The sequence below is a fragment of the Streptomyces sp. NPDC127177 genome, from assembly GCF_042672475.1.
In the GTDB taxonomy this organism is placed as follows: Bacteria; Actinomycetota; Actinomycetes; order Streptomycetales; family Streptomycetaceae; genus Streptomyces.
In genome coordinates, this window is record NZ_JBHXUW010000005.1 from 155,008 (window position 1) to 174,458 (window position 19,451).

The 19,451-nt window shown below is 71.4% G+C and carries 20 protein-coding genes; 11 read left to right on the top strand and 9 right to left on the bottom strand.

Going from position 1 to position 19,451, the window contains the following annotated elements:
- Window positions 1-211: 211 nt before the first annotated feature.
- Together ACFVJX_RS06030 and ACFVJX_RS06035 are read left to right on the top strand one after the other, a co-directional pair.
- Window positions 212-988: a glycoside hydrolase gene (locus ACFVJX_RS06030; protein ID WP_384133723.1), complete on the top strand. Its 777-nt coding sequence runs from the start codon at window positions 212-214 to the stop codon at window positions 986-988.
- A 113-nt stretch (window positions 989-1,101) separates the two neighbouring features.
- Window positions 1,102-1,680, top strand: coding sequence for a dihydrofolate reductase family protein (locus ACFVJX_RS06035; protein ID WP_384133720.1), 579 nt, complete (start codon window positions 1,102-1,104; stop codon window positions 1,678-1,680).
- A gap of 40 nt (window positions 1,681-1,720) precedes the next feature.
- Here the strand turns inward: ACFVJX_RS06035 and ACFVJX_RS06040 are convergent, their stop codons facing one another.
- Window positions 1,721-2,794 (bottom strand): serine hydrolase domain-containing protein, encoded by a 1,074-nt coding sequence (locus ACFVJX_RS06040; RefSeq protein WP_384133718.1) that lies wholly within the window; start codon window positions 2,792-2,794, stop codon window positions 1,721-1,723.
- A complete protein-coding gene (locus tag ACFVJX_RS06045) occupies window positions 2,791-3,687 on the bottom strand; it encodes an IclR family transcriptional regulator (protein ID WP_384133715.1) in 897 nt (298 codons plus the stop codon). The genes ACFVJX_RS06040 and ACFVJX_RS06045 overlap by 4 nt, the downstream gene beginning before the upstream one ends.
- A gap of 54 nt (window positions 3,688-3,741) precedes the next feature.
- Here ACFVJX_RS06045 and ACFVJX_RS06050 point away from each other — a divergent pair, with 54 nt between their 5' ends.
- From ACFVJX_RS06050 to ACFVJX_RS06070, 5 genes are read left to right on the top strand one after another with little or no spacing between them, the layout of a single operon-like run.
- On the top strand, window positions 3,742-5,316 hold the full coding sequence (locus tag ACFVJX_RS06050; RefSeq protein WP_384133712.1) for an ABC transporter substrate-binding protein: 1,575 nt from the start codon (window positions 3,742-3,744) through the stop codon (window positions 5,314-5,316).
- The gene (locus tag ACFVJX_RS06055; RefSeq protein ID WP_384133710.1) at window positions 5,316-6,296 is read left to right on the top strand and encodes an ABC transporter permease; all 981 of its coding nucleotides are present in this window, start codon (window positions 5,316-5,318) and stop codon (window positions 6,294-6,296) included. Before ACFVJX_RS06050 ends, ACFVJX_RS06055 begins: the two co-directional genes overlap by 1 nt.
- The gene (locus ACFVJX_RS06060; protein ID WP_384133707.1) at window positions 6,293-7,198 is read left to right on the top strand and encodes an ABC transporter permease; all 906 of its coding nucleotides are present in this window, start codon (window positions 6,293-6,295) and stop codon (window positions 7,196-7,198) included. The genes ACFVJX_RS06055 and ACFVJX_RS06060 overlap by 4 nt, the downstream gene beginning before the upstream one ends.
- The gene (locus ACFVJX_RS06065) at window positions 7,195-8,022 is read left to right on the top strand and encodes an ATP-binding cassette domain-containing protein (RefSeq protein WP_384133704.1); all 828 of its coding nucleotides are present in this window, start codon (window positions 7,195-7,197) and stop codon (window positions 8,020-8,022) included. The genes ACFVJX_RS06060 and ACFVJX_RS06065 overlap by 4 nt, the downstream gene beginning before the upstream one ends.
- Complete coding sequence (locus tag ACFVJX_RS06070; RefSeq protein ID WP_384133701.1) at window positions 8,019-8,837, top strand: ATP-binding cassette domain-containing protein; 819 nt, start codon at window positions 8,019-8,021, stop codon at window positions 8,835-8,837. Before ACFVJX_RS06065 ends, ACFVJX_RS06070 begins: the two co-directional genes overlap by 4 nt.
- Before the next feature lie 8 nt (window positions 8,838-8,845).
- Here ACFVJX_RS06070 and ACFVJX_RS06075 read toward each other — a convergent pair whose 3' ends face one another.
- Entirely contained in the window at window positions 8,846-9,802 is a 957-nt protein-coding gene (locus ACFVJX_RS06075; RefSeq protein WP_384133698.1) for an ROK family protein, read from the bottom strand.
- 41 nt (window positions 9,803-9,843) lie between these two features.
- Between ACFVJX_RS06075 and ACFVJX_RS06080 the strand changes: the two genes are divergently transcribed.
- Genes ACFVJX_RS06080 through ACFVJX_RS06090 form a run of 3 tightly spaced genes read left to right on the top strand, consistent with a single transcriptional unit; the run spans window position 9,844 to window position 12,220 of the window.
- Complete coding sequence (locus ACFVJX_RS06080; protein WP_384133695.1) at window positions 9,844-10,659, top strand: creatininase family protein; 816 nt, start codon at window positions 9,844-9,846, stop codon at window positions 10,657-10,659.
- Between the two features lie 32 nt (window positions 10,660-10,691).
- Complete coding sequence (locus ACFVJX_RS06085) at window positions 10,692-11,819, top strand: mandelate racemase/muconate lactonizing enzyme family protein (protein WP_384133693.1); 1,128 nt, start codon at window positions 10,692-10,694, stop codon at window positions 11,817-11,819.
- Complete coding sequence (locus ACFVJX_RS06090) at window positions 11,816-12,220, top strand: RidA family protein (protein ID WP_384133689.1); 405 nt, start codon at window positions 11,816-11,818, stop codon at window positions 12,218-12,220. The genes ACFVJX_RS06085 and ACFVJX_RS06090 overlap by 4 nt, the downstream gene beginning before the upstream one ends.
- 115 nt (window positions 12,221-12,335) lie before the next feature.
- On the opposite strand, the gene ACFVJX_RS06095 is transcribed toward ACFVJX_RS06090, so the two are convergent.
- Window positions 12,336-12,866: a MarR family winged helix-turn-helix transcriptional regulator gene (locus tag ACFVJX_RS06095; protein WP_384133686.1), complete on the bottom strand. Its 531-nt coding sequence runs from the start codon at window positions 12,864-12,866 to the stop codon at window positions 12,336-12,338.
- Window positions 12,867-12,965: 99 nt separating this feature from the next.
- Between ACFVJX_RS06095 and ACFVJX_RS06100 the strand changes: the two genes are divergently transcribed.
- Complete coding sequence (locus tag ACFVJX_RS06100; RefSeq protein WP_384133683.1) at window positions 12,966-14,459, top strand: MFS transporter; 1,494 nt, start codon at window positions 12,966-12,968, stop codon at window positions 14,457-14,459.
- 51 nt (window positions 14,460-14,510) lie between these two features.
- Here the strand turns inward: ACFVJX_RS06100 and ACFVJX_RS06105 are convergent, their stop codons facing one another.
- The 5 genes from ACFVJX_RS06105 to ACFVJX_RS06125 all read right to left on the bottom strand — a co-directional run bounded on the left by ACFVJX_RS06105 (window position 14,511) and on the right by ACFVJX_RS06125 (window position 19,359).
- Window positions 14,511-15,107 carry a hypothetical protein gene (locus tag ACFVJX_RS06105; protein ID WP_384133680.1) on the bottom strand — a complete coding sequence of 199 codons (597 nt, stop codon included), beginning with the start codon at window positions 15,105-15,107 and terminating at the stop codon, window positions 14,511-14,513.
- Window positions 15,108-15,121: 14 nt separating this feature from the next.
- Window positions 15,122-16,285, bottom strand: coding sequence for an ROK family glucokinase (locus ACFVJX_RS06110; RefSeq protein ID WP_371775334.1), 1,164 nt, complete (start codon window positions 16,283-16,285; stop codon window positions 15,122-15,124).
- A gap of 136 nt (window positions 16,286-16,421) precedes the next feature.
- Window positions 16,422-17,330: an ATP-binding cassette domain-containing protein gene (locus ACFVJX_RS06115; RefSeq protein WP_384133676.1), complete on the bottom strand. Its 909-nt coding sequence runs from the start codon at window positions 17,328-17,330 to the stop codon at window positions 16,422-16,424.
- Window positions 17,327-18,379 (bottom strand): ABC transporter permease, encoded by a 1,053-nt coding sequence (locus tag ACFVJX_RS06120; protein WP_384133674.1) that lies wholly within the window; start codon window positions 18,377-18,379, stop codon window positions 17,327-17,329. The genes ACFVJX_RS06115 and ACFVJX_RS06120 overlap by 4 nt, the downstream gene beginning before the upstream one ends.
- Entirely contained in the window at window positions 18,376-19,359 is a 984-nt protein-coding gene (locus ACFVJX_RS06125) for a sugar ABC transporter substrate-binding protein (protein WP_384133671.1), read from the bottom strand. Before ACFVJX_RS06125 ends, ACFVJX_RS06120 begins: the two co-directional genes overlap by 4 nt.
- Window positions 19,360-19,451: the final 92 nt, after the last annotated feature.

The window sequence follows — 19,451 nt, forward strand, 5'->3', positions numbered from 1 at the left end:
GGGAGCCGATGGGGCAGGCCCCTCGCCCCGTACGTACGGAATCCACAGGTTCGCCGACACGGACGCAACGACTAGTTCGCGCCATTGGAGCACGACTCCTTGCCGTGGGCGTCGCGGACTTCGTACGGTGCCCTTGCGCTTGGGAGCGCTCCCATAGCATGACGGACCCCCACGGTCCTCCCCCCACCCCTGCTTGACGGAAGGAACTCCCATGAATGCCACGCGCCGCAGGAGCTACCGTGCCCGCCCACTGCTCGCGGCCCTCGTGCTGATCGCCGGTTCGGCGACCGGCATGGCGGCGACGGCCGGCTCGGCCAGTGCCGACGCACAGACCTGTGAGCAGTTCGGCACGGCCACCACCCCGGGTGGCTACATCGTCCAGAACAACGCCTGGGGCACCAGTGACCCGCAGTGCGTCAACCAGGTGGGCGACGGGTTCGAACTCACCACCGCCGACGGTTCCGTGTCCACGGGCGGCGCCCCGAAGTCGTACCCGTCGATCTTCACCGGCTGCCACTACACCGTCTGCTCCCCGGGCACGGCGCTGCCCAAGCAGGTCAGCGCGATCGGCAGCGCGCCCACCCAGATCGAGTACAAGTACACCGACGGGGCCGTCTACGACGCCGCCTTCGACATCTGGCTCGACCCGGCGCCCAAGACGGACGGGGTCAACCAGACGGAGATCATGATCTGGCTGAACAAGGTCGGTCCCATCCAGCCGATCGGCTCCAGCACGGGCACGGCCACGATCGCCGGTCAGACGTGGGACGTCTGGAAGGGCAACAACGGCGGCAACGACGTCGTCTCCTACGTCGCCCCCTCCGCCCTGCCGGGGCTGACCTTTGACGTCAAGGACTTCGTCAACGGCGCCATCTCCGAGGGACTGGCCACGCCGGAGTGGTACCTCACCAGCGTGCAGGCCGGCTTCGAGCCGTGGGAGAACGGTGCGGGGCTGGCGGTCACGAAGTTCTCCGCGGGCGTCAACTGATCCGAAAGAGTGGTGGTGGCCCACCTGGGCGATGAGTTCCGTCGCGGTTGCCGGTCTGTACTCACAGAATCGGTCAACCGCGCGGGACTCCCCCGGCGCTCAAGGAGAGCATCATGTCCACCACCTACACCTTCGACGTCTTCTCCAGCCTCGACGGCTACGGCGCCGCCGACGGCGACTGGTCCGGCTACTGGGGCAAGCAGGGCCCCGAGCTCCTCGACCACCGTCTGGCGCTGTACGCCGAGGATCAGCGCATGGTCCTCGGTGCCAACACGTACCGGGCGTTCGCACAGATGCTCGCGTCCGGCACCGAGGAGTCCGAGGTGCGTGACCCGTGGGTCACGCGGCTGTGGAACCTCCCGGCGACGGTGATCTCGACCACCCTGGAGGAACCCCTCGACTGGCCGGACGCGAGCGTCGTGAGCGGTGACGCCGTGGACGTTGTCGCCCGGCTCAAGGAGGAGTCCGACGTGCCGTTGCGCTCGCACGGCAGCCTGTCGATGAACCGGGCCCTGATGGCCGCCGGGCTGGTCGACCGGGTCCAGGTGACGCTGTTCCCCGTGATCACCGGCCGGACCGGGCTGCAGCCGATCTTCCGGGGCGCGGCCGACTTCGACCTGGAGCTGATCGAGCACCGTACGCTCGACGGCCGCACCCAGGAGCTCGTCTACCGGCCGTCTCTGCACCCCTGAGTCCGGCCGTCAGCCCGTCCGCCGTCCCTGACGCCGGACGTCAGCCCATCGCGTGGAACTCCCGCCGCAGCCCCGTGAATCCGCGCTCCTCGCGGCGGGGATGGACACGGTTGGTGAGCAGGATCGCGTAGCGGCCGGCCGCCGGGTCGATCCACAGGCTCGTGCCCGTGAAGCCCGTGTGGCCGTACGAGGCCGGGCCGAACGTGTCGCCCACCGGCGAGCCGGCCAGGTCCTGGCCCTGCCAGGCCAGTGCGCGGCGCAGGTTGAGGTGGTCCGTGCGGGGGGCCGTCATCAGCGCGAGCGTGTCGGGCCTCAGGAGCGGTGGGCCGCCCCCGAGCAGGGAGCGGGCGAGGAGTTCCAGGTCGGTGAGGGTGGCGAAGACGCCCGCGTGGCCCGCGACGCCGCCGAGCACCACGGCGTTCTCGTCGTGCACCTCCCCGACGACGGTCCGGCCGCGCCAGGGGCAGACCTCGGTGGCCACCGCGCGTGCCCGGTCGGCGGGCCCGGGCCGGAAGCAGGTGTCGGTCAGGCCGAGTGGGGCGCGGACGAGGTCGGTCAGCAACTGGTCGAGGCCCTGGCCCGTGGCCTGTTCGGCAATGAGGCCGAGCAGTATGAACCCCTGCGAGGAGTACGTGACCCGGGTGCCGGGCTCGGCGGTGCGGGGCAGCTCGCCGATCGCCGTGAGCAGCGACTCGCGGTCGGTGTGTTCGCGGTAGAGCGGGACGCCGCCGGGCAGCCCCGAGGTGTGGTCGAGGAGTTGGGCGACGGTACGGGCGGCGTGCGGGCTGTTCCGGTAGCGGGCGAGGTGGTGCCCCACCGAGTCGTCGAGGCCGAGCACGCCGCGTTCGACGAGGGCCATGACGACCAGGCCGACGATCGGCTTCGTCACCGAGGCGAGGTCCCACACGTCGTGGCCGTCCAGGGCGGGCCCGCCGAGCGCCCGGGTGCCGGTCCAGCCCCGGTCGCGGGGGCCCGTCGCGTCGCCGAGCGACCAGGCGGCGCCCGAGTAGAGCCCGCGGGTCCGGCCGTCCTCAAGCAACCGGCGCCGGGCGCGTTCCGCCTGTGCGGGTCCGCTCGTGGCGGGGTCGGCGGGGCGGGGCCTCTCGGCGCTCATCGGGACTCCCCCGCCCAGCCGGTCGCGTCCGTACTGGTCGCGCTCTCCGTCCGCCGCTCCGGGTCCGCGACCAGTCCGAGCCGTGCGCCGGGCTGCGCGGCCGGGCTCGCCGACGCCGCAGCTGCCGCGGAGCGGAGCGTCGGGCCGTACAACTGCGCGGCCGATTCGTCGAGGGTGAAGGCGAGGCCGGTCAGCACGAGTGCTCCGACGGTGCGTCCCTCCGCGTCCCGCACCGGGGCGGCGAGCGCACGGCGGTCGGACCAGGCGTCAGAGCCGTCGAAGGCGTAGCCGTTCCGGGCGGCGGCGGTCAGGGCCGTACGGGTCGCTTCGTCGGCGGGTGCGCCGTCGGGGCCGGTCGACAGGGCCTCGCCCTCATCGGCAGGCAGGGCGGCCAGCAGGGCGAGGCCCGCCGCACCAGCGGTCACCGGTTCGCGGAAGCCCGGGCGCAGGTCGAGCCCGAGCCCCTGGGCGGGCGCCCGGACGTCCAGGTGGATCACGGTGCGGTCGTCGCGCACCGCGTACGAGGCGAACAGGCCGGTACGTACGCGGAGTTCGTCGAGGATCGGTCCGACCCCGCGCAGCACCGCGTCGTCGGCGAGGGCGCTCGCGGCGAGTCCGAGGAGTCGTGGTCCCGGCCGGTAGCTGCCGCCTTCGGCGGGTTCGGCGTAGCCGGTGCCGGCGAGGGCCCGCAGCAGGCGGTGCACGGTGGGCTTCGCGAGCCCCGTGGCGCGGGCGAGCTCCGCGAGACGGTGTGGCGCCCCCGGCCCCGCGAGGGCCGCCAGGACCTCCATGGCCTTGTCCACCGGGCCCGGCGCGGGCGGTGCGGTACCCGGTTGCGGACCGGTTGAGGCGGCGGAGGACTGCTGCGAACGACTGTTGACCGATTTCCCCATGTGGCCTACCTTACCCGAACTGCATTCCATTCACCGGAACGAGCGTGTTGTCCAATGGAACGAATATGTGAAGAGGGCAGCGGCCCGCACGGCGGGTGGTCCCGTCGTTCGGCGCTGCGCCTGAGTGGTCTCGCGGCGTCCGCCCTTGCAGTCCCCCCTCTGCTCACCGGGTGCGGCGCACCGGCGGCGGGCTCCGCCGGCAATGTGCTGCGGGTCTCCCAGACCGGGGACCCCAAGACGATGGACCCGCACAAACAGGGCGATATGACGTCGATGAACGCCCTGATCAACATGTTCGACACGCTCACCACTCGGGGCCGCGACAACACGCTCCGGCCGCGGATCGCGTTGTCCTGGAAGGCCATCGAGCCGAAGGTGTGGCGGTTCGAGCTGCGGCACGGCGTGACCTTCCACAACGGGGAGCCGTGCGACGCCGAGGCCGTCCGGTTCAGCATCGAGCGGCTGCTCGACCCCGCCACCAAGTCCCCCATCGTGGAGCTGCGTTACGTCGACAAGGTCAGCGTCGTCGACCGGTACACGGTGGACGTGCACACCTCGGTGCACGATCCGATCCTGCCCGCGAAGCTGTCCCTGTTCGGCGGCGTCGTGGTGCCTCCGCGGTATCTGGAGAAGGTCGGCGACGAAGGCTTCGCCGCACACCCGGTGGGCACCGGCCCGTTCACGTTCAGGCACTGGCAGCGCGACCACGAACTGCGCCTCGCCGCCTACGAACACCACTGGCAGGGGCGCCCGCACGTCGACGAGCTGGTCTTCGTCCCCGCGCCCAACTCGTCGTCCGCGCTCGCCGCCCTGCAGAGCGGCGGCGTCGACATCGTGGCGGGCATGACCCCGGACGCCGCCGAGCAGTTGGCCGGGTACCCGGGCGTGCGGATCGACCACCACACCGGCATCCGCACCTCCTACCTGTCGCTCGACACCCTGGCCGAAGGGCCGCTGCGCGACCGGCGCGTGCGGCAGGCGCTCAACCACGCCGTCGATGTACCCCTGCTCATCAAGGCGGTGCTCGGCGGCAACGCCACCGAGGTCCCGGCGATGATCCCGCGCGGCGCCTTCGGTTTCGACTCGTCGGTGAAGCCGTATCAGCGCTCCCTCTCCAAGGCCCGTGCGCTGCTCACCGAGGCCGGGCACCCCGACGGCATCAGCACCTCGATCACCGCCTCCAACCTCGACGCGAACGTCGCCGAGGCCATTTCGGGCCTGCTGGCCCGCGCCAATATCCGCGCCAGGGTGAACCTGCTCGACCCGGGCACCTACTCCCAGCGACTGACCTCCTCCAACCACGGCGCACTCGGCCCGATGTACCTGGCCGCCTCCACTGTCTGGACGATGGACGGCGAGAGCATGCTCCAGTCGAACGTGCGCAGCGACCGGCGGCAGAGCCGCTGGCACAACAAGCGCGCCGACCGGCTGGTGGACCGCGAGGAGCTTTCCGTGGACCCGGACGTGCGCCGCCGCGCCTTCTCCGACCTTCAGCAACTGATCAAGGACGAGGCGCCGTTCGTGCCGCTCTACCAGATCGACAACATCTACGTGCACAACACCCGGCCGAGCTGGACGCCCGGCGCCGCCGGGGTGCTGGACATGGCGAGCGCGAAGGTGGCCGTGTGATGACCGCGACCCTGACCGCGCCCGGCGCGCGGACCACCAGGACCGGCCGCGCGTGGACCGTGCTGCGGCCCGCCGTCACCCGTCTGGGCACCGCACTGCTGGTGCTGCTCTGCACCGCGACCGTCGTGTTCTTCCTGGTGCGCCTGTCCGGTGACCCGGTGAAGGTGATGCTGCCGCCCGACGCCACCTCCCAGCAGGAGAACGTGCTGCGGCACAGTCTGGGCCTGGACCGGCCGCTCATCACCCAGTACCTGGACTATCTGTGGGGTCTGCCGCGCTTCGACTTCGGTGACTCGCTCTTCTACAACCAGCCGGTGCGCACCGTCCTCGCCGACCGCATCCCCGCCACGCTGCTGCTCTCCGCGGGCGCTCTCGTCGTGACACTGGTGATCGCACTGCCCGCCGGCACCATCGCGGCGATGCGCCGCGGCCGGGCGACCGACCGCGGTGTCATCACGGCCGTCCTGATCGGACAGTCGATGCCCGCCTTCTGGGTGGGCATCCTGCTCATCCTCGTGTTCGCCGTCGGGCTGCACGCGCTGCCGGCCTCCGGGTACGGCACGTTCGCCCATCTCGTCCTGCCGTCGATCACGCTGGCCGTCTACTCCATCGCCGTCGTCGCACGGCTACTGCGCTCCTCACTCATCGATGTGCTCGGCTCCGACCACATCCGCACGGCCCGCGCCCGCGGCCTGGGGCCGGTGCGCACCGTGCTGCGGCACGGCATGCGCAACGCCTCGCTGCCCGTGGTGACGGTCGTCGGCCTGGAGGTCGGCAGTCTGCTCGGCGGGGCGATCCTCACCGAGCAGGTCTTCTCCTGGCCGGGTGTCGGCCAGCTGACCGTGCAAGCCATCGCCAACCGCGACTTCCCCCTGGTGCAGGGCACCGTGCTGCTGTTCGCCGCCACGTTCGTCGTGGTGAACCTGCTCGTGGACCTGTCCTACGGCCTCCTCGACCCGAGGGTGAGGAACTCCCGATGACCACCACCGTCCCCGCGCCCGCCGACGCCAAGGCCCCGGCCGCCGCCTCCCACCCGTCCGTGCTGCGCTCCCTGCTGCGCAACCGGCTCGCCGCCGTCGCGCTCGGCTTCCTCCTGCTGATCGTCGTGTGCGCGCTGTGCGCACCCCTGATCGCCCCCGCGGACCCGGGCACCCAGAACCTCCTCGGCCGGCTCCAGCCCCCCGCCTGGCAGTCCGGCGGCAGCACCGCCCACCTGCTGGGCACCGACCAGCTCGGCCGCGACCTTCTCTCCCGGGTCATCTACGGCACCCGGGTCTCCCTGCTCGTCGGTGCCGGCGCCGCGCTCCTCGCCGGTGTCATCGGCACCGTCGCGGGCCTCGCCTCCGGCTACCTCGGCGGCTGGACCGACCGCGTCGTGATGCGCGTCGCCGACGTCCAGCTCGCCTTCCCCGCGATCCTGCTGGCGCTGGCCGTCGTCGGCTTCGTCGGCTCGGGCCTCGGCTACGTCATCCTCGTCATCGGCATCACCGGCTGGGTGTCGTACGCCCGTGTGGTGCGATCCGAGGTGCTGTCGCTGCGCACCCGCGACTTCATCACCGAGGCCCGTGCGATCGGTGTCGGAGACCTGGCGATCATGCGCCGGCACCTGCTGCCCAACGTCATGGCGCCGCTGGCCACCATCGGCACCCTGCACATCGCGTCGGCCGTCGTCGCCGAGGCCTCGCTCAGCTATCTGGGCCTCGGCGTTCCCAAGGAGACGGTGACCTGGGGAGCCATGCTCGCCGACGGACAGCTCTACCTGGGCACGTCCTGGTGGATCGCCGTCTTCCCCGGCATCGCGCTGATGCTCACCTCCCTCTCCATCAACATTCTGGGCGACGCGCTGCGCGACGTCGCGGACCCGAAGGCGTACCGCCGATGACCGACTCCGCACAGACCCCCGCGCCCGCGCCCGTCCTCGAATTCCGGGATCTGCGCGTCGACTTCGCGCTCTCCTCGTCGACCGTGCACGCCGTGCGCGGGGTGAGCTTCTCGGTCGCCGCCGGTGAGACCCTCGCCGTCGTCGGCGAGTCCGGTAGCGGAAAGTCGGCCACCGCCCTGTCCGCGCTGCGCCTCAACCCCGAGCCGCCGTGCGTGTACGCGGGCGGCCAGGTGCTGCTCGACGGCAAGGACGTACTCGCCCTGCGCGAGCGGGAGTTGCGCAGGATCCGCGGCGCCCGGATCTCCATGGTCTTCCAGGACCCGATGACCAGCCTCGACCCGTTGCAGCGGGTGGGCGACCAGGTCACCGAAGTGCTGCGGCTGCACGGCGACCACACCCGGGCCGAGGCCCGCCGGGAGGCGCTGACCGCCCTGGACGAGGTCGGCATCCCCGACCCCGAACGGCGCTACGCCCAGTACCCGCACGAGCTGTCCGGCGGTCTGCGCCAGCGCGTCATGATCGCTTCCGCGCTCGTGGCCCGGCCGAGCGTCCTCATCGCGGACGAGCCCACCACGGCGCTCGACGTGACCGTGCAACGGCAGATCCTGGAACTGCTCGTACGGCTCCAGCGACGGCACGGCATGGCCGTCGTGCTGATCACCCACGATCTGGGTGTCGTCGCCGAGACCGCCGACCGCGTCGTCGTCATGCGGCACGGCGAGGTCGTCGAGAACGGCGATGTGCGGCAGGTCTTCACGCGCCCCAGTGCCCCGTACACCCGCGATCTGCTGGCCGCCACTCCCCGACTGGAGCCCGTCGCATGACCACGACACCCCTGCTGGAAATCGAGAGACTGCGCAAGGAGTTCCCCGGCCGCCCGCCGAGCGTCGCCGTCGACGACGTGTCGCTCACCGTCCGGGAGGGCGAGACCTTCGCCCTGGTCGGCGAGTCCGGCTGCGGCAAGACGACGCTGACCCGGCTGCTGCTCAGGCTGCTCGAACCCACCGCGGGCAGCGTCCGGTTCGACGGTACGGACCTGCTGGCGCTGAACGGTGCCGCGCTGCGGCCGCTGCGCCGCCAGATGCAGGTCGTCCTCCAGGACCCGTACTCCAGCATGAACCCGCGGCTGCGGATCGCCGAGATCATCGGGGAGCCGCTGGTCACCCATGAGGAGTGGGCGCGCGGGCGGCGCGGCCGGGCCAAGGTGCGCGAGCGGACCGGAGAGCTCCTGGACGCCGTCGGTCTGGAGACGAACATCCTGGACCGGTATCCGCACGAGTTCTCCGGCGGGCAGCGCCAGCGCATCTCCATCGCGCGGGCGCTGGCGCTGGAGCCCCGTCTGGTCGTGCTCGACGAGCCGACGAGCGCACTCGACGTGTCCGTGCAGGCCCGCGTCCTCGATCTGCTCGCCGAGCTCCAGGAACGCCTCGGGCTGACGTACTTCTTCATCTCGCACAACCTGGCGGTCGTCCGCCGGATCGCCGACCGGGTCGCCGTGATGCGGCAGGGCCGCATCGTCGAGTCCGGCACCGCCGACCAGGTGTTCACCGCCCCGGAGGACGCGTACACCCGGCGTCTCCTGGACGCCGTGCCGGTGCCCGACCCGGACCGCCGGATCCTGGGCGACGTCCCGGCATGAGTGCCTTCCTACCGCCCCGAAAGGACCAGGCCCGCCGCGCCGAGCAGCGCGCCGGTGTCCGAGGCCTCGCCGAGCACCACGGTGGGGGCCTCGCCGCCGCCGAGGGTGTCGGCGCGCAGCCGGGCCTCGACCAGCGCCCGGAAGGGCTCTCCGCCGTCGAGGGCCTCGCCGTGCAGCACGAAGAGCCCGCACGCGAACAGCTGCTGGACGGTGGTGAGGCCGAGCACCAGGTTCTCCGCGTACCGGGCGAGGAGGTCGCCCGCGGCCGGGTCGGCGGAGACCGCCAGGGCGGCCAGCGAAGCCGCCTCGGGGGCGAGGCCGTGTTCGGCGGCGCGCTCGCGCAGCCAGCGGGTCGTCGCCACGGTCTTCCAGCAGCCGCGCCGCCCACAGGTACAGAGCTCGCCACTGGCGGTGACCGTCATATGGGCGCCGCTCCGGCCACCGACCGGGGCGAGCACCTCCCCCTCGTAGAGGATGCCGACGCCCAGGACCTCACCGGTGGCGACGGAGGCGAACGACCGGCGCCCGCGCCCGGCGCCGAACCAGCGGTCTCCGAGGACCTGCACCCGCGCCCGGTGCTCGATCCGCACCGGCGCGCCTGCCAGCCCGGCGAGCCGGTCGGCCATCGGGTAGCCGCGCAGCGCGGGCGCGTCGTTGGCCTCGATGATCCGGCCCGCCGCCGGATCCACCACACCGGCCGCGGCCACGCCGACGCCCAGCAGGGACTGCCCGGCGAACACCGCCGCCACCTCGCGCAGCGCCGCGTCGACCACCGCCGGATCGGCGCTGCGCGCGTCGAAGCGGGCCTGCGCCCGTTCGCGTACGGATCCGGTACGGGTGAGCAGCGCGGACCGTACCAGTCCGGGCAGCACCTCGACGGCGCCCAGCACACCGACGTCCCGACCGGCCGGCTCGTCCGGCAGCGGATCGGGCACCAACCGCAAAGGACCACGTTCATGCGCCATGCGCCGACTCTGTCATGCCCTCGATCCGGGGAGACAGCGGTATGACCCACCGGAACCTGACCGAGGCCACCTGGCGCGAGACACGCGCGGCGGGCGCGGACGCGATCGCCGTCCTGCCGATCGGCTCGCAGGAGCAGCACGCCGAGCACCTGCCGATGGGCACGGACACGATGCTCGCGGACGCGGTGGTCTCCCGCGCCCTGGCACTGCTCGACGAGCGGGCCGGCGCCGGCGTGGACGTACCGGATCTGGTGCGGCTGCCGACCCTGCCGTACGGGCACAGTCCGCACCATCTGTTCGCTGCGGCGCTGACGCTGTCGGCGCCGGTGCTCGGCATGGTCCTGGACGAGCTCCTGGACTCGCTGGCCGCCTGCGGCTACCGGCGGGTGCTCGTCGTCAACGGGCACGGCGGCAACGACGAGATCATGCGGCTCGCGGTCAAGCGGTTCGCGCTGCGCGCCGACGTGACGGCGGCGGCCTGCTCGTACTGGACGCTCACCGACACCGGTGAGCCCCGGGCCGACGCGGACTCGGACGCCCTGGACGAGCAGCACGCCGATCTGGTCCCCGGGCACGCCGGCTGGTTCGAGACGTCGCTGATGCTGGCCGCACGGCCCGAGCTGGTGCGTGCCGAGCGTGCCCGCCACGAACCGGTGGAGCCGCCGCCGCTGTTCGACAAGCCGCCCTACCCCGGTCTGACCGTGGAGCGGCACGGCGAGTGGGAGCGGGTGGGCGGCGCCACCGATGACGCGGCCGGCGCGGACGCCGCGCACGGCGAGCGGCTGCTCGACCGGCGCGCCCGTGGCCTGGCCCGCGCGGTCCTCGCCTTCGACGCCTCCTCGCGGCCCACCGCGTGACCCCCAGCCCCTTCCCACGTAAGGACCCGTTCATGAAGATCACCGAGGTCGACGTCCACGTCGTCAACCTGCCGCTGGTCAACCCGTTCACCAGCTCGTTCGAGACGAAGACCGGGGAGACGCGCACCGTGGTGCGGATCAGGACCGACTCCGGGGTGGAGGGCTGGGGCGAGACGATGTGGGGCCGTCCGGTCGCCGCGATCGTCCGCGATCTCGCCGAGGACCTGATCGGCACGAGCCCGTTCGCCCTGGAGTCCTTCCACCGCCGCCACCACATGGTGCCGTTCTTCTACGGATACCTGGGCTACGCGGCCCTGGCCGCGATCGACGTGGCCTGCTGGGACGCCATGGGCAAGGCCACCGGGCAGTCGGTGACGGATCTGCTGGGCGGCCCGGTCCGCGACGAGGTGCCGCTGACCGCGCTGATCACCCGCGCCGACGCGCCGGGCGCCGATGCGGCCGGTCTGCCGGGCGCCCTGGCCGAGCACACCGAGCGCGTCGTGGCCGAGGGCGGTTTCACCGCCGTGAAGCTCAAGGGCACCAAGGACGTGCGGGGCGATGTCGCGATCCTGCGGGCGGTGCGCTCCGTGCTGCCCGATGTGAGCCTGCGCGTGGACCCGAACGCCGCCTGGTCGGTGCCCGACTCGGTGCGGGCCGGTATAGCCCTGGAGGAGCTGGACCTGGAGTACCTGGAGGACCCGTGCGTCGGGATCGAGGGTATGAGCCAGGTCCGCCAGAAGGTGCGCATCCCGCTGTGCACCAACATGTGTGTGGTCCGCTTCGAGGACTTCGCTCCCGCGATGCGACTGAACGCGGTCGACGTGATCCACGGTGACGTCTACAAGTGGGGCGGCATCGCGGCGACGAAGGCGCTGGCCGCGCACTGCGAGACGTTCGGCCTGGGCATGAACCTGCACAGCGGCGGTGAACTGGGCATCGCCACCGCCGCCCATCTCGCGGTGGTCGCCAGCACACCGGTGCTGTCGCGTGCCATCGACTCCATGTACTACCTGCACGCGGACGACATCATCGAGCCGCTCACGCTGAGCAACGGCAGTCTGCGGGTGCCGGACGGTCCGGGTCTCGGTGTGAGCGTCGACGAGGACAAGCTGCGCCACTACGCCGAGGTCAACGCACGTGAGGGAGACCTGACCAAGTGACCACCCCTACCCCCGCCCCCGAGCGCCGGGCCGTCACCACCGCGGGCGCGCCCGCGCCGATCGGCGGGTACAGCCAGGGCATCGCGGCCGGCCCCTACCTGTTCACCTCGGGCTTCGGTCCGCAGGACCCGGTCACGGGCGAGTTGGGCGGGACGATCGAGGAGCAGACCGCCCAGGTGCTCGCGAACCTCGCCGCGCTCCTCGCGACGGAGGGGCTCACGCTCGACGACGTGGTGAAGGCGACGGTCCATCTCCACGACGTGCACCGCGACTTCGCCGGCTTCGACGAGGTCTACCGGGCACACTTCGCCGACCCGCGGCCGGTGCGTACCACGGTCGGTTCGGTGCTGATGAACATCCTCGTGGAGATCGACGTGGTGGCGCTGCGCCGGGCCGTCTGATCCACGCGGCGGGCCGGACCGTCTGAACCACGCGGCGGGCCGGACCGTCTGAACCACGCCGCAGGCCGGGCCGTCGCGCGACGGTCCGGCCCGCCGCGTGTGCGCCGCCGGCCGGTCAGCTTCCCGTCGGCCGGTGCGATCCCTGTCCGGCGGGACTCGGTGGCTCCGTGCCCAGCTCTGTGAGGTGGGTGTCCATGGTGGAGTTCAGGGCGGCCACGAACTCCTCGAACCGTGCCAGGAGCTCCGGCGGGTAGGGGGACATCGCGGTGTCCAGGCGGCGGGCGAGCGGGCCGAAGAACTCGTCTGCCCGCTCCTGGATGTGCGCGCCACCACGCAACGTGATGACGCGGCGGTCGGTGTGTTCGCGGGTGCGGGTGATGTGCCCCGCCGATTCGAGTCGGTTCAGGAGTGCGGTGGTGGCGCCCGTGGACAGGGAGACGCGCTCGCTCAGCCGGGCCGGCGAGAGCGGTGTACCGCGCTCCTCGGCGGCGGCGATCTCCAGTACCGCGGTCGCGTCGGTGGAGTGCAGACCGAGCCAGGCGGCGAAGCGCCGGCTGAGTTCGGTGTAGTGGCCACCGTAGATCCTCAGCCCTTCCATCAGCCGCTCACGCTGCGCCGTGACGCCGTCGCGCGTCGCTTCCTCCATGGAGGCCTGCCACCTTTCCCTCGCCGCCGGGCCGCGTCGGCGGTCCCTCTTTGACAACCTACCGCCACCACTTTACCTTCATTGTGGAGTTACTTCACCATGGAGGTAGTTAGCGTGTCCGAACCATCCACCACCCCCGACGGAACCGTCGAGCCGTACCGATGGCGATGGCTGATCCTCGTGGTGATGCTCGTCGCGGAGATCATGGATCTCCTGGACGCCTCGATCGTCAACGTCGCCGGCCCGGATCTGGAGGAGTCCCTCGGCGCCACGTCCGTCGGCCTTCAGTGGGTGATCGGCGGCTACGCCCTCACCCTGGGCGCCGGGCTCGTGCTGGGCGGTCGGCTCGGGGATCGCCACGGGCGCCGCCGCATGTTCCTGATCGGCCTGACGGCCTTCACCACCGGCTCACTGCTGTGCGCGCTGGCACCGAACATCGAGTGCCTGATCGCTTTCCGGCTGCTTCAGGGCGCCGCCGGAGCCATGCTCCTGCCGCAGGGCCTCGGTCTGCTTCGGGAGAACTTCTCCGGGCGCGAACTCACCAAGGTCTTCGGGATCTTCGGCCCCGTCCTCGGGCTCGGCGGCATCGTCGGACCGGTGCTCGGCGGCTTCCTCATCGAGGGCGACTTCTTCGGACTGGGCTGGCGGTCGGTGTTCCTGGTCAACCTGCCCATCGGAATCGCCGCCCTGGCCATCGCCGCGCGGTGCGTACCGAAGAAGCGGGGCGACCGCACGCTGGGCGTCGACATGGCCGGTGCGGCACTGGTGGCGGCTTCCTGCGCGCTGCTGGTCCTTCCGCTGAACCAGGGGCAGGAGGACGGCTGGCCGCTGTGGACCTGGCTGTCCATGGCCGCTTCGCTCCTCGGCTTCGTCCTGTTCGCCGCGCAGCAGCGCCGCGCCGCATCGGCGGGCCGTGAACCGCTGATCACCCCCGGACTGCTGCGCAAGCCCGCCTTCGGCTTCGGCCTCGGCGGCATCGCCCTGTTCTTCGCCGGGCTCGTCGGCACCCAGCTCGTGCTGACCCTCTACCTCCAGATCGGCCGGCAGTTCAGCGCCGGTGACGCGGGACTCGGCAACCTGCCGCTCGCGGTGGGCACCGCCATCGGCGGCGCGGTCAGCGGCGCCGTCCTCGCCGACCGGATCGGCCGCAAGGTCCTCCAGATCGGGCCGGTCGTCCAGCTCGCCGGAGCGGCCCTGCTCTGGTTCGAACTCGACGGCCTCACCACGGCATCGTTCTCGATCCGGGACATCGCCCCGGGCATCACCGTCGCGGGCATCGGGGCGGGCATAGTCATCGCCGCCCTGTTCAGCTTCGTCCTGGCCGCCGTGGACGACGACGAGATCGGCTCCGCCTCAGGCGTCCTGTCCGCCGTCCAGTCCATCGGCGGCTCCCTGGGCGTCGCGGCCTTCGGCTCGGTGTTCTTCGCCCGCGCCGAGGCGGGCGACTTCACCGGCGGATTCCGTCACGCCCTCGTCGTCCAGGCATGCCTGCTGGCCGCGTTCCTGGCCATCACCCTGCTGCTGCCCGAGCAGGGCAGGCCCGAGGACGAGCAACACGGCGTCGCCACCGGCACGGAGCCCGCACGCGTGTGACCGCCCGCCGCACCGACCGGCCGACCCGCCGATGAGCGGAACCGGGCCCTGTCAGGGCGTGGCGGCGGAGACGACGTAGACGACCGGCGCCGCCGGGTCCGTCATGTCGACGGTGATGTCCTGGGTGGGGCGCGGATCCTTGTTGGTGTGCGTGGTGCCCGCCCAGACGACGCCGTCGCCGAAGTACCAGCCCGCGATCTTCGTGTCGCGGGCGCCGACGGTGACCTTGCCGGCGCTCAGGGCGGCGCGGCCGGTGCCGACCTGGGTCAGGAACCGGTCGAGGCCGTTGGACGTCGTGCGGAACTGCACGTACATCCGGCTGGCCTTCCAGTTGTTCGTCTCGTAGTACTGGACCTCGACGGCGTCGCCGGGGACCGGCACCTCGAAGATCCGGCGCAGCATCCGGGACGGCCAGCCCTCGCGGAGGCCCTGCGCGGCGGCCTCGGCCGCCTTGTCCTGGCCGGAGCGGCGGCTCTGTCCGGCCGAGATCAGCAGATATCCGGCCGGGACGCCGATGAGCAGCACGATGATGGTCGCCGTGATCAGGCGTCGTCGGATCGTTCTGCGCCTGTCGTGCGGCGGCAGGCCGTCACCCTCGTCGGGTGGCGGGGACTGACGCGGCACGACGGGGTGCTCGGCTGCGGTCATGGGTCTGGGAATCCCTAGGAAGTGCGGGTGTTGCGCGTGTTACGGATGGTGCTCGCTGCCTGGTCGTAGATCTGTGCGTAACGCTCGTACCGCTCGACGCGTCGGCGGTTGGTCCGGCGGAATCTGCGGGCCACCAGCCTGGCGAGGTCGGCGGCGCCGACCATACCTGCCTCCGGGCCCAGCTGCGCCTTCGCGATCCGTGCCTCGGGGCGGTAGCCGCGGCCGGTGAGGTGCCGTTTGAAGGCGTCCCTGGCCGGTCCGATCAGCAGGTCGTCGGCGGCGCTGACACCGCCTCCGATGACGAAGCAGGAGGGGTCGAGCGCGGCGGCCAGATTGGCGATTCCGACGCCGAGCCACTGGCCGATGTCCTGGAGGAGTTCGATGCACATCGCATCGCCCTCGCGGGCCAGTTCGGTGATGAGCGGTCCGGTGATCTCGGGGATGTTGCCCTTGACCCGCTCGATGATCCCGTGGGCCACCGGGGAGTCGGCGGCGGCCAGCTCGCGGGCCTCCCGGACGAGTGCGTTGCCGGAGCTGTACTGCTCCCAGCAGCCGCGGTTGCCGCAGGGGCAGCGGTGGCCTCCGGGCACGACCTGCATGTGTCCGAACTCACCCGCTACGCCGTATTTGCCGCGCTTGACCTGACCGTCCTCCAGGATGGCCCCGCCGATGCCCGTACCCAGGGTGATCATGACGAGGTGGTCCTCGCCGCGCCCCGCCCCGAAGCGCCATTCGGCCCAGGCGGCGGTGTTGGCGTCGTTGTCGACCATGACCGGGACGACCAGTCGGGAGGCGATGGCGTCGCGCAGGGGTTCGTCGCGCCAGGCGAGGTGGGGGGCGAACAGCACCTTGGAGCGGTCCGCGTCGACCCAGCCGGCCGCGCCGATGCCCACCGCGTGCACGTCGTGGCGGTCGGAGAGGTCCAGGACCAGCTCGACGATGGTGTCCTCGACGACCTTGGGGCTCTTGGACTTGTCCGGCGTCTCGGTGCGCAGGGTCTCGAGGATGTTGCCGTCGGCGTCCACGACCCCGGCCATCACCTTCGTCCCCCCGATGTCGATGCCGACGGTGGGGACCCGCGGCGCGGTGAGGTGCGAGCGCCGCTCCCGGGTGCCGACAGTCCGCAGGACGGTGGCGCGGGCGGAGCCGCGGTGTGTGAAGTCGCGGTACGTGCTCATCGTCCCTGGGGGGGCTGGAGGGGCCGGGTTCGAGGTGATCCCGGCGGCGGACGGCGCCCGTCGGCCCCGATTCTGCCATTGCCGGGGGGACGGGGCTGCCGGACGGGGTCGGCGGCCCCGTCGGACCGGCTCCGCCCTACGGGGTGCCGCCCTTGGCCGGGGGCCCGGCCGGCGAGTCCGGGCCGGAGGTCCGCTCCAGCTCGTGGCTGAGTTCCTCCAGGTCGCTGCCGCCCGCCATCTGCCGCGTCAGCTCGTCCAGCGTGACGCTCTCCCTGGTGTGGCTTCCGGCCATGGCACCCCGCTTGAGCAGGACGAACCGGTCACCGACGAGATACGCGTGGTGCGGGTTGTGGGTGATGAGAACCACCCCGAGACCGGCGTCCCTGGCGGCGGCGACGTACTTGAGGACGACCCCGGACTGCTTGACGCCCAGCGCGGCCGTCGGCTCGTCGAGCACGAGCACCTTGGCGCCGAAGTGGACGGCCCGCGCGATGGCGACGCACTGCCGCTCACCGCCGGACAGGGTGCCGATCGGCTGGTCGACGTCGCGCAGGTCGATGCCCATACGCAGCAGGGCGGCGCGGGTCGTCTCGCGCATCAGCCGGACGTCGAGGCGCTTGAAGGGGCCCGACCCGGTCGTCGGCTCCGAGCCGAGGAAGAAGTTGCGCCAGACGGGCATCAGGGGGACGACGGCGAGGTCCTGGTAGACCGTGGCGATGCCCCGGTCCAGGGCGTCGCGCGGATTGGCGAGGGTGGTCTCCTCGCCGTCGACCAGGAAGGTTCCCGCGTCATGCCGGTGCAGCCCCGCGATGATCTTGATCAGGGTGGACTTGCCGGCGCCGTTGTCCCCGAGGACGCAGGAGATCTCTCCCGCGTGCACCTCCAGGGAGACGTCCTCCAGGGCCTTGATGTTGCCGTAGTACTTACTGACGTGATCGAGCTCGACCAGCGCCTGCGGCCCGGTCTCACGAGACCCGGTCTCCTGCGACCCGATGTCCCGCGACCCGGTCTCCTGCGACCCGTTCGATGCTTTGGGGGCCGTCATTTCGTCGCCTCCGCGCGCTTGCGTACCCATGCGTTGAGCAGGGTGGCCAGGAGCAGCATCGCTCCGAGGAAGAATTTGAACCAGTCCGGGTCCCACTCCGCGTACACGATGCCCTTGCTGGTCATGCCGAAGATGAAGGCGCCGACCGCCGAGCCGATCGCGGAGCCGTAGCCGCCGGTGATCAGACAGCCGCCGATGACGGCCGCGATGATGTAGGTCAGTTCGTTGCCGACTCCCTCGCCGGACTGCACCACGTCGTAGCTGAACAGCAGGTGCTGCCCGGAGACCCAGGCGGCGAAGGCGACCCCCAGGTAGAGGCCGATCTTCGTCCGGATCACCGGGACGCCGACCGCGCGGGCCGCGTCGGCCCCGCCGCCGACCGCGTAGATCCAGTTGCCGAAGCGGGTGCGGAGCAGGATCCAGGTGGCGACGGCGACGAGGACGGCCCACCACAGGAGGGTCACCTTGAGTTCGACGCCACCGACGGTCCAGTACGAGGCGAAGAGCTTGCGGGCCGAGGGGAAGCCCTCCATGTTGCCGATGGTCTTCGTCGAGACGGTTCCGCTGATCAGCTTGGTGAAACCGAGGTTGAGACCGGTCAGCATCAGGAACGTACCGAGCGTGATGATGAAGCTCGGCAGTTTGGTGCGGGTCAGCATGAAGCCGTTGAACGCGCCGATGGCGAGCGTGACCAGCAGGGACACGAACACGCCGACCCAGACGTTGGCCGTCATCTGGTAGCTGAACATCGACGAGATCAGCGCGGAGCTGGTGACCATCACACCGGCGGAGAGGTCGAACTCGCCGCCGATCATCAGCAGCGCGACCGGCGCCGCCATGATCCCGAGGGTGGAGGCCGCGTACAGCACCGTGCCGAAGCTGGTGGCGCGCAGGAAACTGTCGGCGATGATCGCGAAGAAGAGGAAGACGGCCAGCGCGCCCACGACCGAACCCAGCTCGGGGCGGCCCATCAGCTTGCGCAGCGGCGAGGTGCGCAGGAGTCTCTCGTCCGTCCCGACGGGGGACGAGGATCCGGATGCCGCGGTCATCGGGTTCCCCGGTCGGTGTACTCGGCCAGCTGGGCGGCGTCCTTGGAGGTGATGACCTGCGGGCCGGTCAGGACCGGGCGTCCGCCGCCGAGCACGTTGCGGTTGTAGCGGTAGAGCCAGAGCAGGTCGACGGCCTCGTACCCCTGGAGGTAGGGCTGCTGGTCGACGGCGAAGCCGAGGGTCTTGGCCTGGAGGTCGGTGGCGACCTTGGCGTTCAGGTCGAAGGTGTCGATCTCGGCCTTGCTGCCGGCGGTCTGCTTCGCCTTGACGGCGGCGTCCGCGAACGGCGCGCCGAGCGTGACGACCGCGTCGATGTCCTTGTCCGACTGGAGCTTCGCCTCGATGGAGGCCTGGACGTCCGGCATGTTGGTGCCCTCGACGTACAGGTTCTGCATCTGGCCGTCGAAGGTCTTCTTCGCTCCGGCGCAGCGCTGCTCGTGTCCGACGTTGCCCTGCTCGTGCAGGATGCACAGGGCCTTCTTGCGGCCGCGGGCGTTGAGCTCGTCGCCGACGGCCTCGCCCGCGATGGACTCGTCCTGGCCGATGTGGGTGAGCGCGCCGTACTTCTTGGACTCGGCGGAGCCCGAGTTCACGGTGATCACGGGGATGCCGGCCCTGGTGGCCTTGGCCACGACGGCCTTCATCGCGTCGGGCTTGGCGAGCGTGACGATCAGCCCGTCGACCTTCTTGTCGATGGCGGCCTGGACGAGCTGGGCCTGCTGCTGCCCCTCGTCGTTGTGCGAGTACAGGAAGTTGATGTTGTCCTTCCTGGCCGACATCTCGGCGCCCTTCTGGACGATGTCCCAGAAGGTGTCGCCGTCGCCCGAGTGGGTGACCATGGCGAAGGTCCAGCGGGGTGTGTTCACCGCGGACCGGCCTTCGGCCGCCGACCTGGCCGCACGCTCCTCCGCCCGCTTGCCGCCGGTGCTGCTGCATCCCATGAGGGAAGCCCCGAGCACCGCCGCAAGCACGGCGCCCATCGCACGTACCCCTGTCCGAACCCTTGCCACGACGCCGTGCCCTTCTTGTGCTGCTCGTTGTGCTGCTGGTGGAGCCGGGACCCGTGCGGACC

Bases quoted from the DNA above. Each gene is read 5' to 3' on its own strand.
- ACFVJX_RS06030 (WP_384133723.1), top strand. From the start codon at position 212: ATGAATGCCACGCGCCGCAGGAGCTACCGTGCCCGCCCACTGCTCGCG.
- ACFVJX_RS06035 (WP_384133720.1), top strand. From the start codon at position 1,102: ATGTCCACCACCTACACCTTCGACGTCTTCTCCAGCCTCGACGGCTAC.
- ACFVJX_RS06040 (WP_384133718.1), bottom strand. From the start codon at position 2,794: ATGAGCGCCGAGAGGCCCCGCCCCGCCGACCCCGCCACGAGCGGACCC.
- ACFVJX_RS06045 (WP_384133715.1), bottom strand. From the start codon at position 3,687: ATGGGGAAATCGGTCAACAGTCGTTCGCAGCAGTCCTCCGCCGCCTCA.
- ACFVJX_RS06050 (WP_384133712.1), top strand. From the start codon at position 3,742: ATGGAACGAATATGTGAAGAGGGCAGCGGCCCGCACGGCGGGTGGTCC.
- ACFVJX_RS06055 (WP_384133710.1), top strand. From the start codon at position 5,316: ATGACCGCGACCCTGACCGCGCCCGGCGCGCGGACCACCAGGACCGGC.
- ACFVJX_RS06060 (WP_384133707.1), top strand. From the start codon at position 6,293: ATGACCACCACCGTCCCCGCGCCCGCCGACGCCAAGGCCCCGGCCGCC.
- ACFVJX_RS06065 (WP_384133704.1), top strand. From the start codon at position 7,195: ATGACCGACTCCGCACAGACCCCCGCGCCCGCGCCCGTCCTCGAATTC.
- ACFVJX_RS06070 (WP_384133701.1), top strand. From the start codon at position 8,019: ATGACCACGACACCCCTGCTGGAAATCGAGAGACTGCGCAAGGAGTTC.
- ACFVJX_RS06075 (WP_384133698.1), bottom strand. From the start codon at position 9,802: ATGGCGCATGAACGTGGTCCTTTGCGGTTGGTGCCCGATCCGCTGCCG.
- ACFVJX_RS06080 (WP_384133695.1), top strand. From the start codon at position 9,844: ATGACCCACCGGAACCTGACCGAGGCCACCTGGCGCGAGACACGCGCG.
- ACFVJX_RS06085 (WP_384133693.1), top strand. From the start codon at position 10,692: ATGAAGATCACCGAGGTCGACGTCCACGTCGTCAACCTGCCGCTGGTC.
- ACFVJX_RS06095 (WP_384133686.1), bottom strand. From the start codon at position 12,866: ATGGAGGAAGCGACGCGCGACGGCGTCACGGCGCAGCGTGAGCGGCTG.
- ACFVJX_RS06100 (WP_384133683.1), top strand. From the start codon at position 12,966: ATGGAGGTAGTTAGCGTGTCCGAACCATCCACCACCCCCGACGGAACC.
- ACFVJX_RS06105 (WP_384133680.1), bottom strand. From the start codon at position 15,107: ATGACCGCAGCCGAGCACCCCGTCGTGCCGCGTCAGTCCCCGCCACCC.
- ACFVJX_RS06110 (WP_371775334.1), bottom strand. From the start codon at position 16,285: ATGAGCACGTACCGCGACTTCACACACCGCGGCTCCGCCCGCGCCACC.
- ACFVJX_RS06115 (WP_384133676.1), bottom strand. From the start codon at position 17,330: ATGACGGCCCCCAAAGCATCGAACGGGTCGCAGGAGACCGGGTCGCGG.
- ACFVJX_RS06120 (WP_384133674.1), bottom strand. From the start codon at position 18,379: ATGACCGCGGCATCCGGATCCTCGTCCCCCGTCGGGACGGACGAGAGA.
- ACFVJX_RS06125 (WP_384133671.1), bottom strand. From the start codon at position 19,359: ATGGGCGCCGTGCTTGCGGCGGTGCTCGGGGCTTCCCTCATGGGATGC.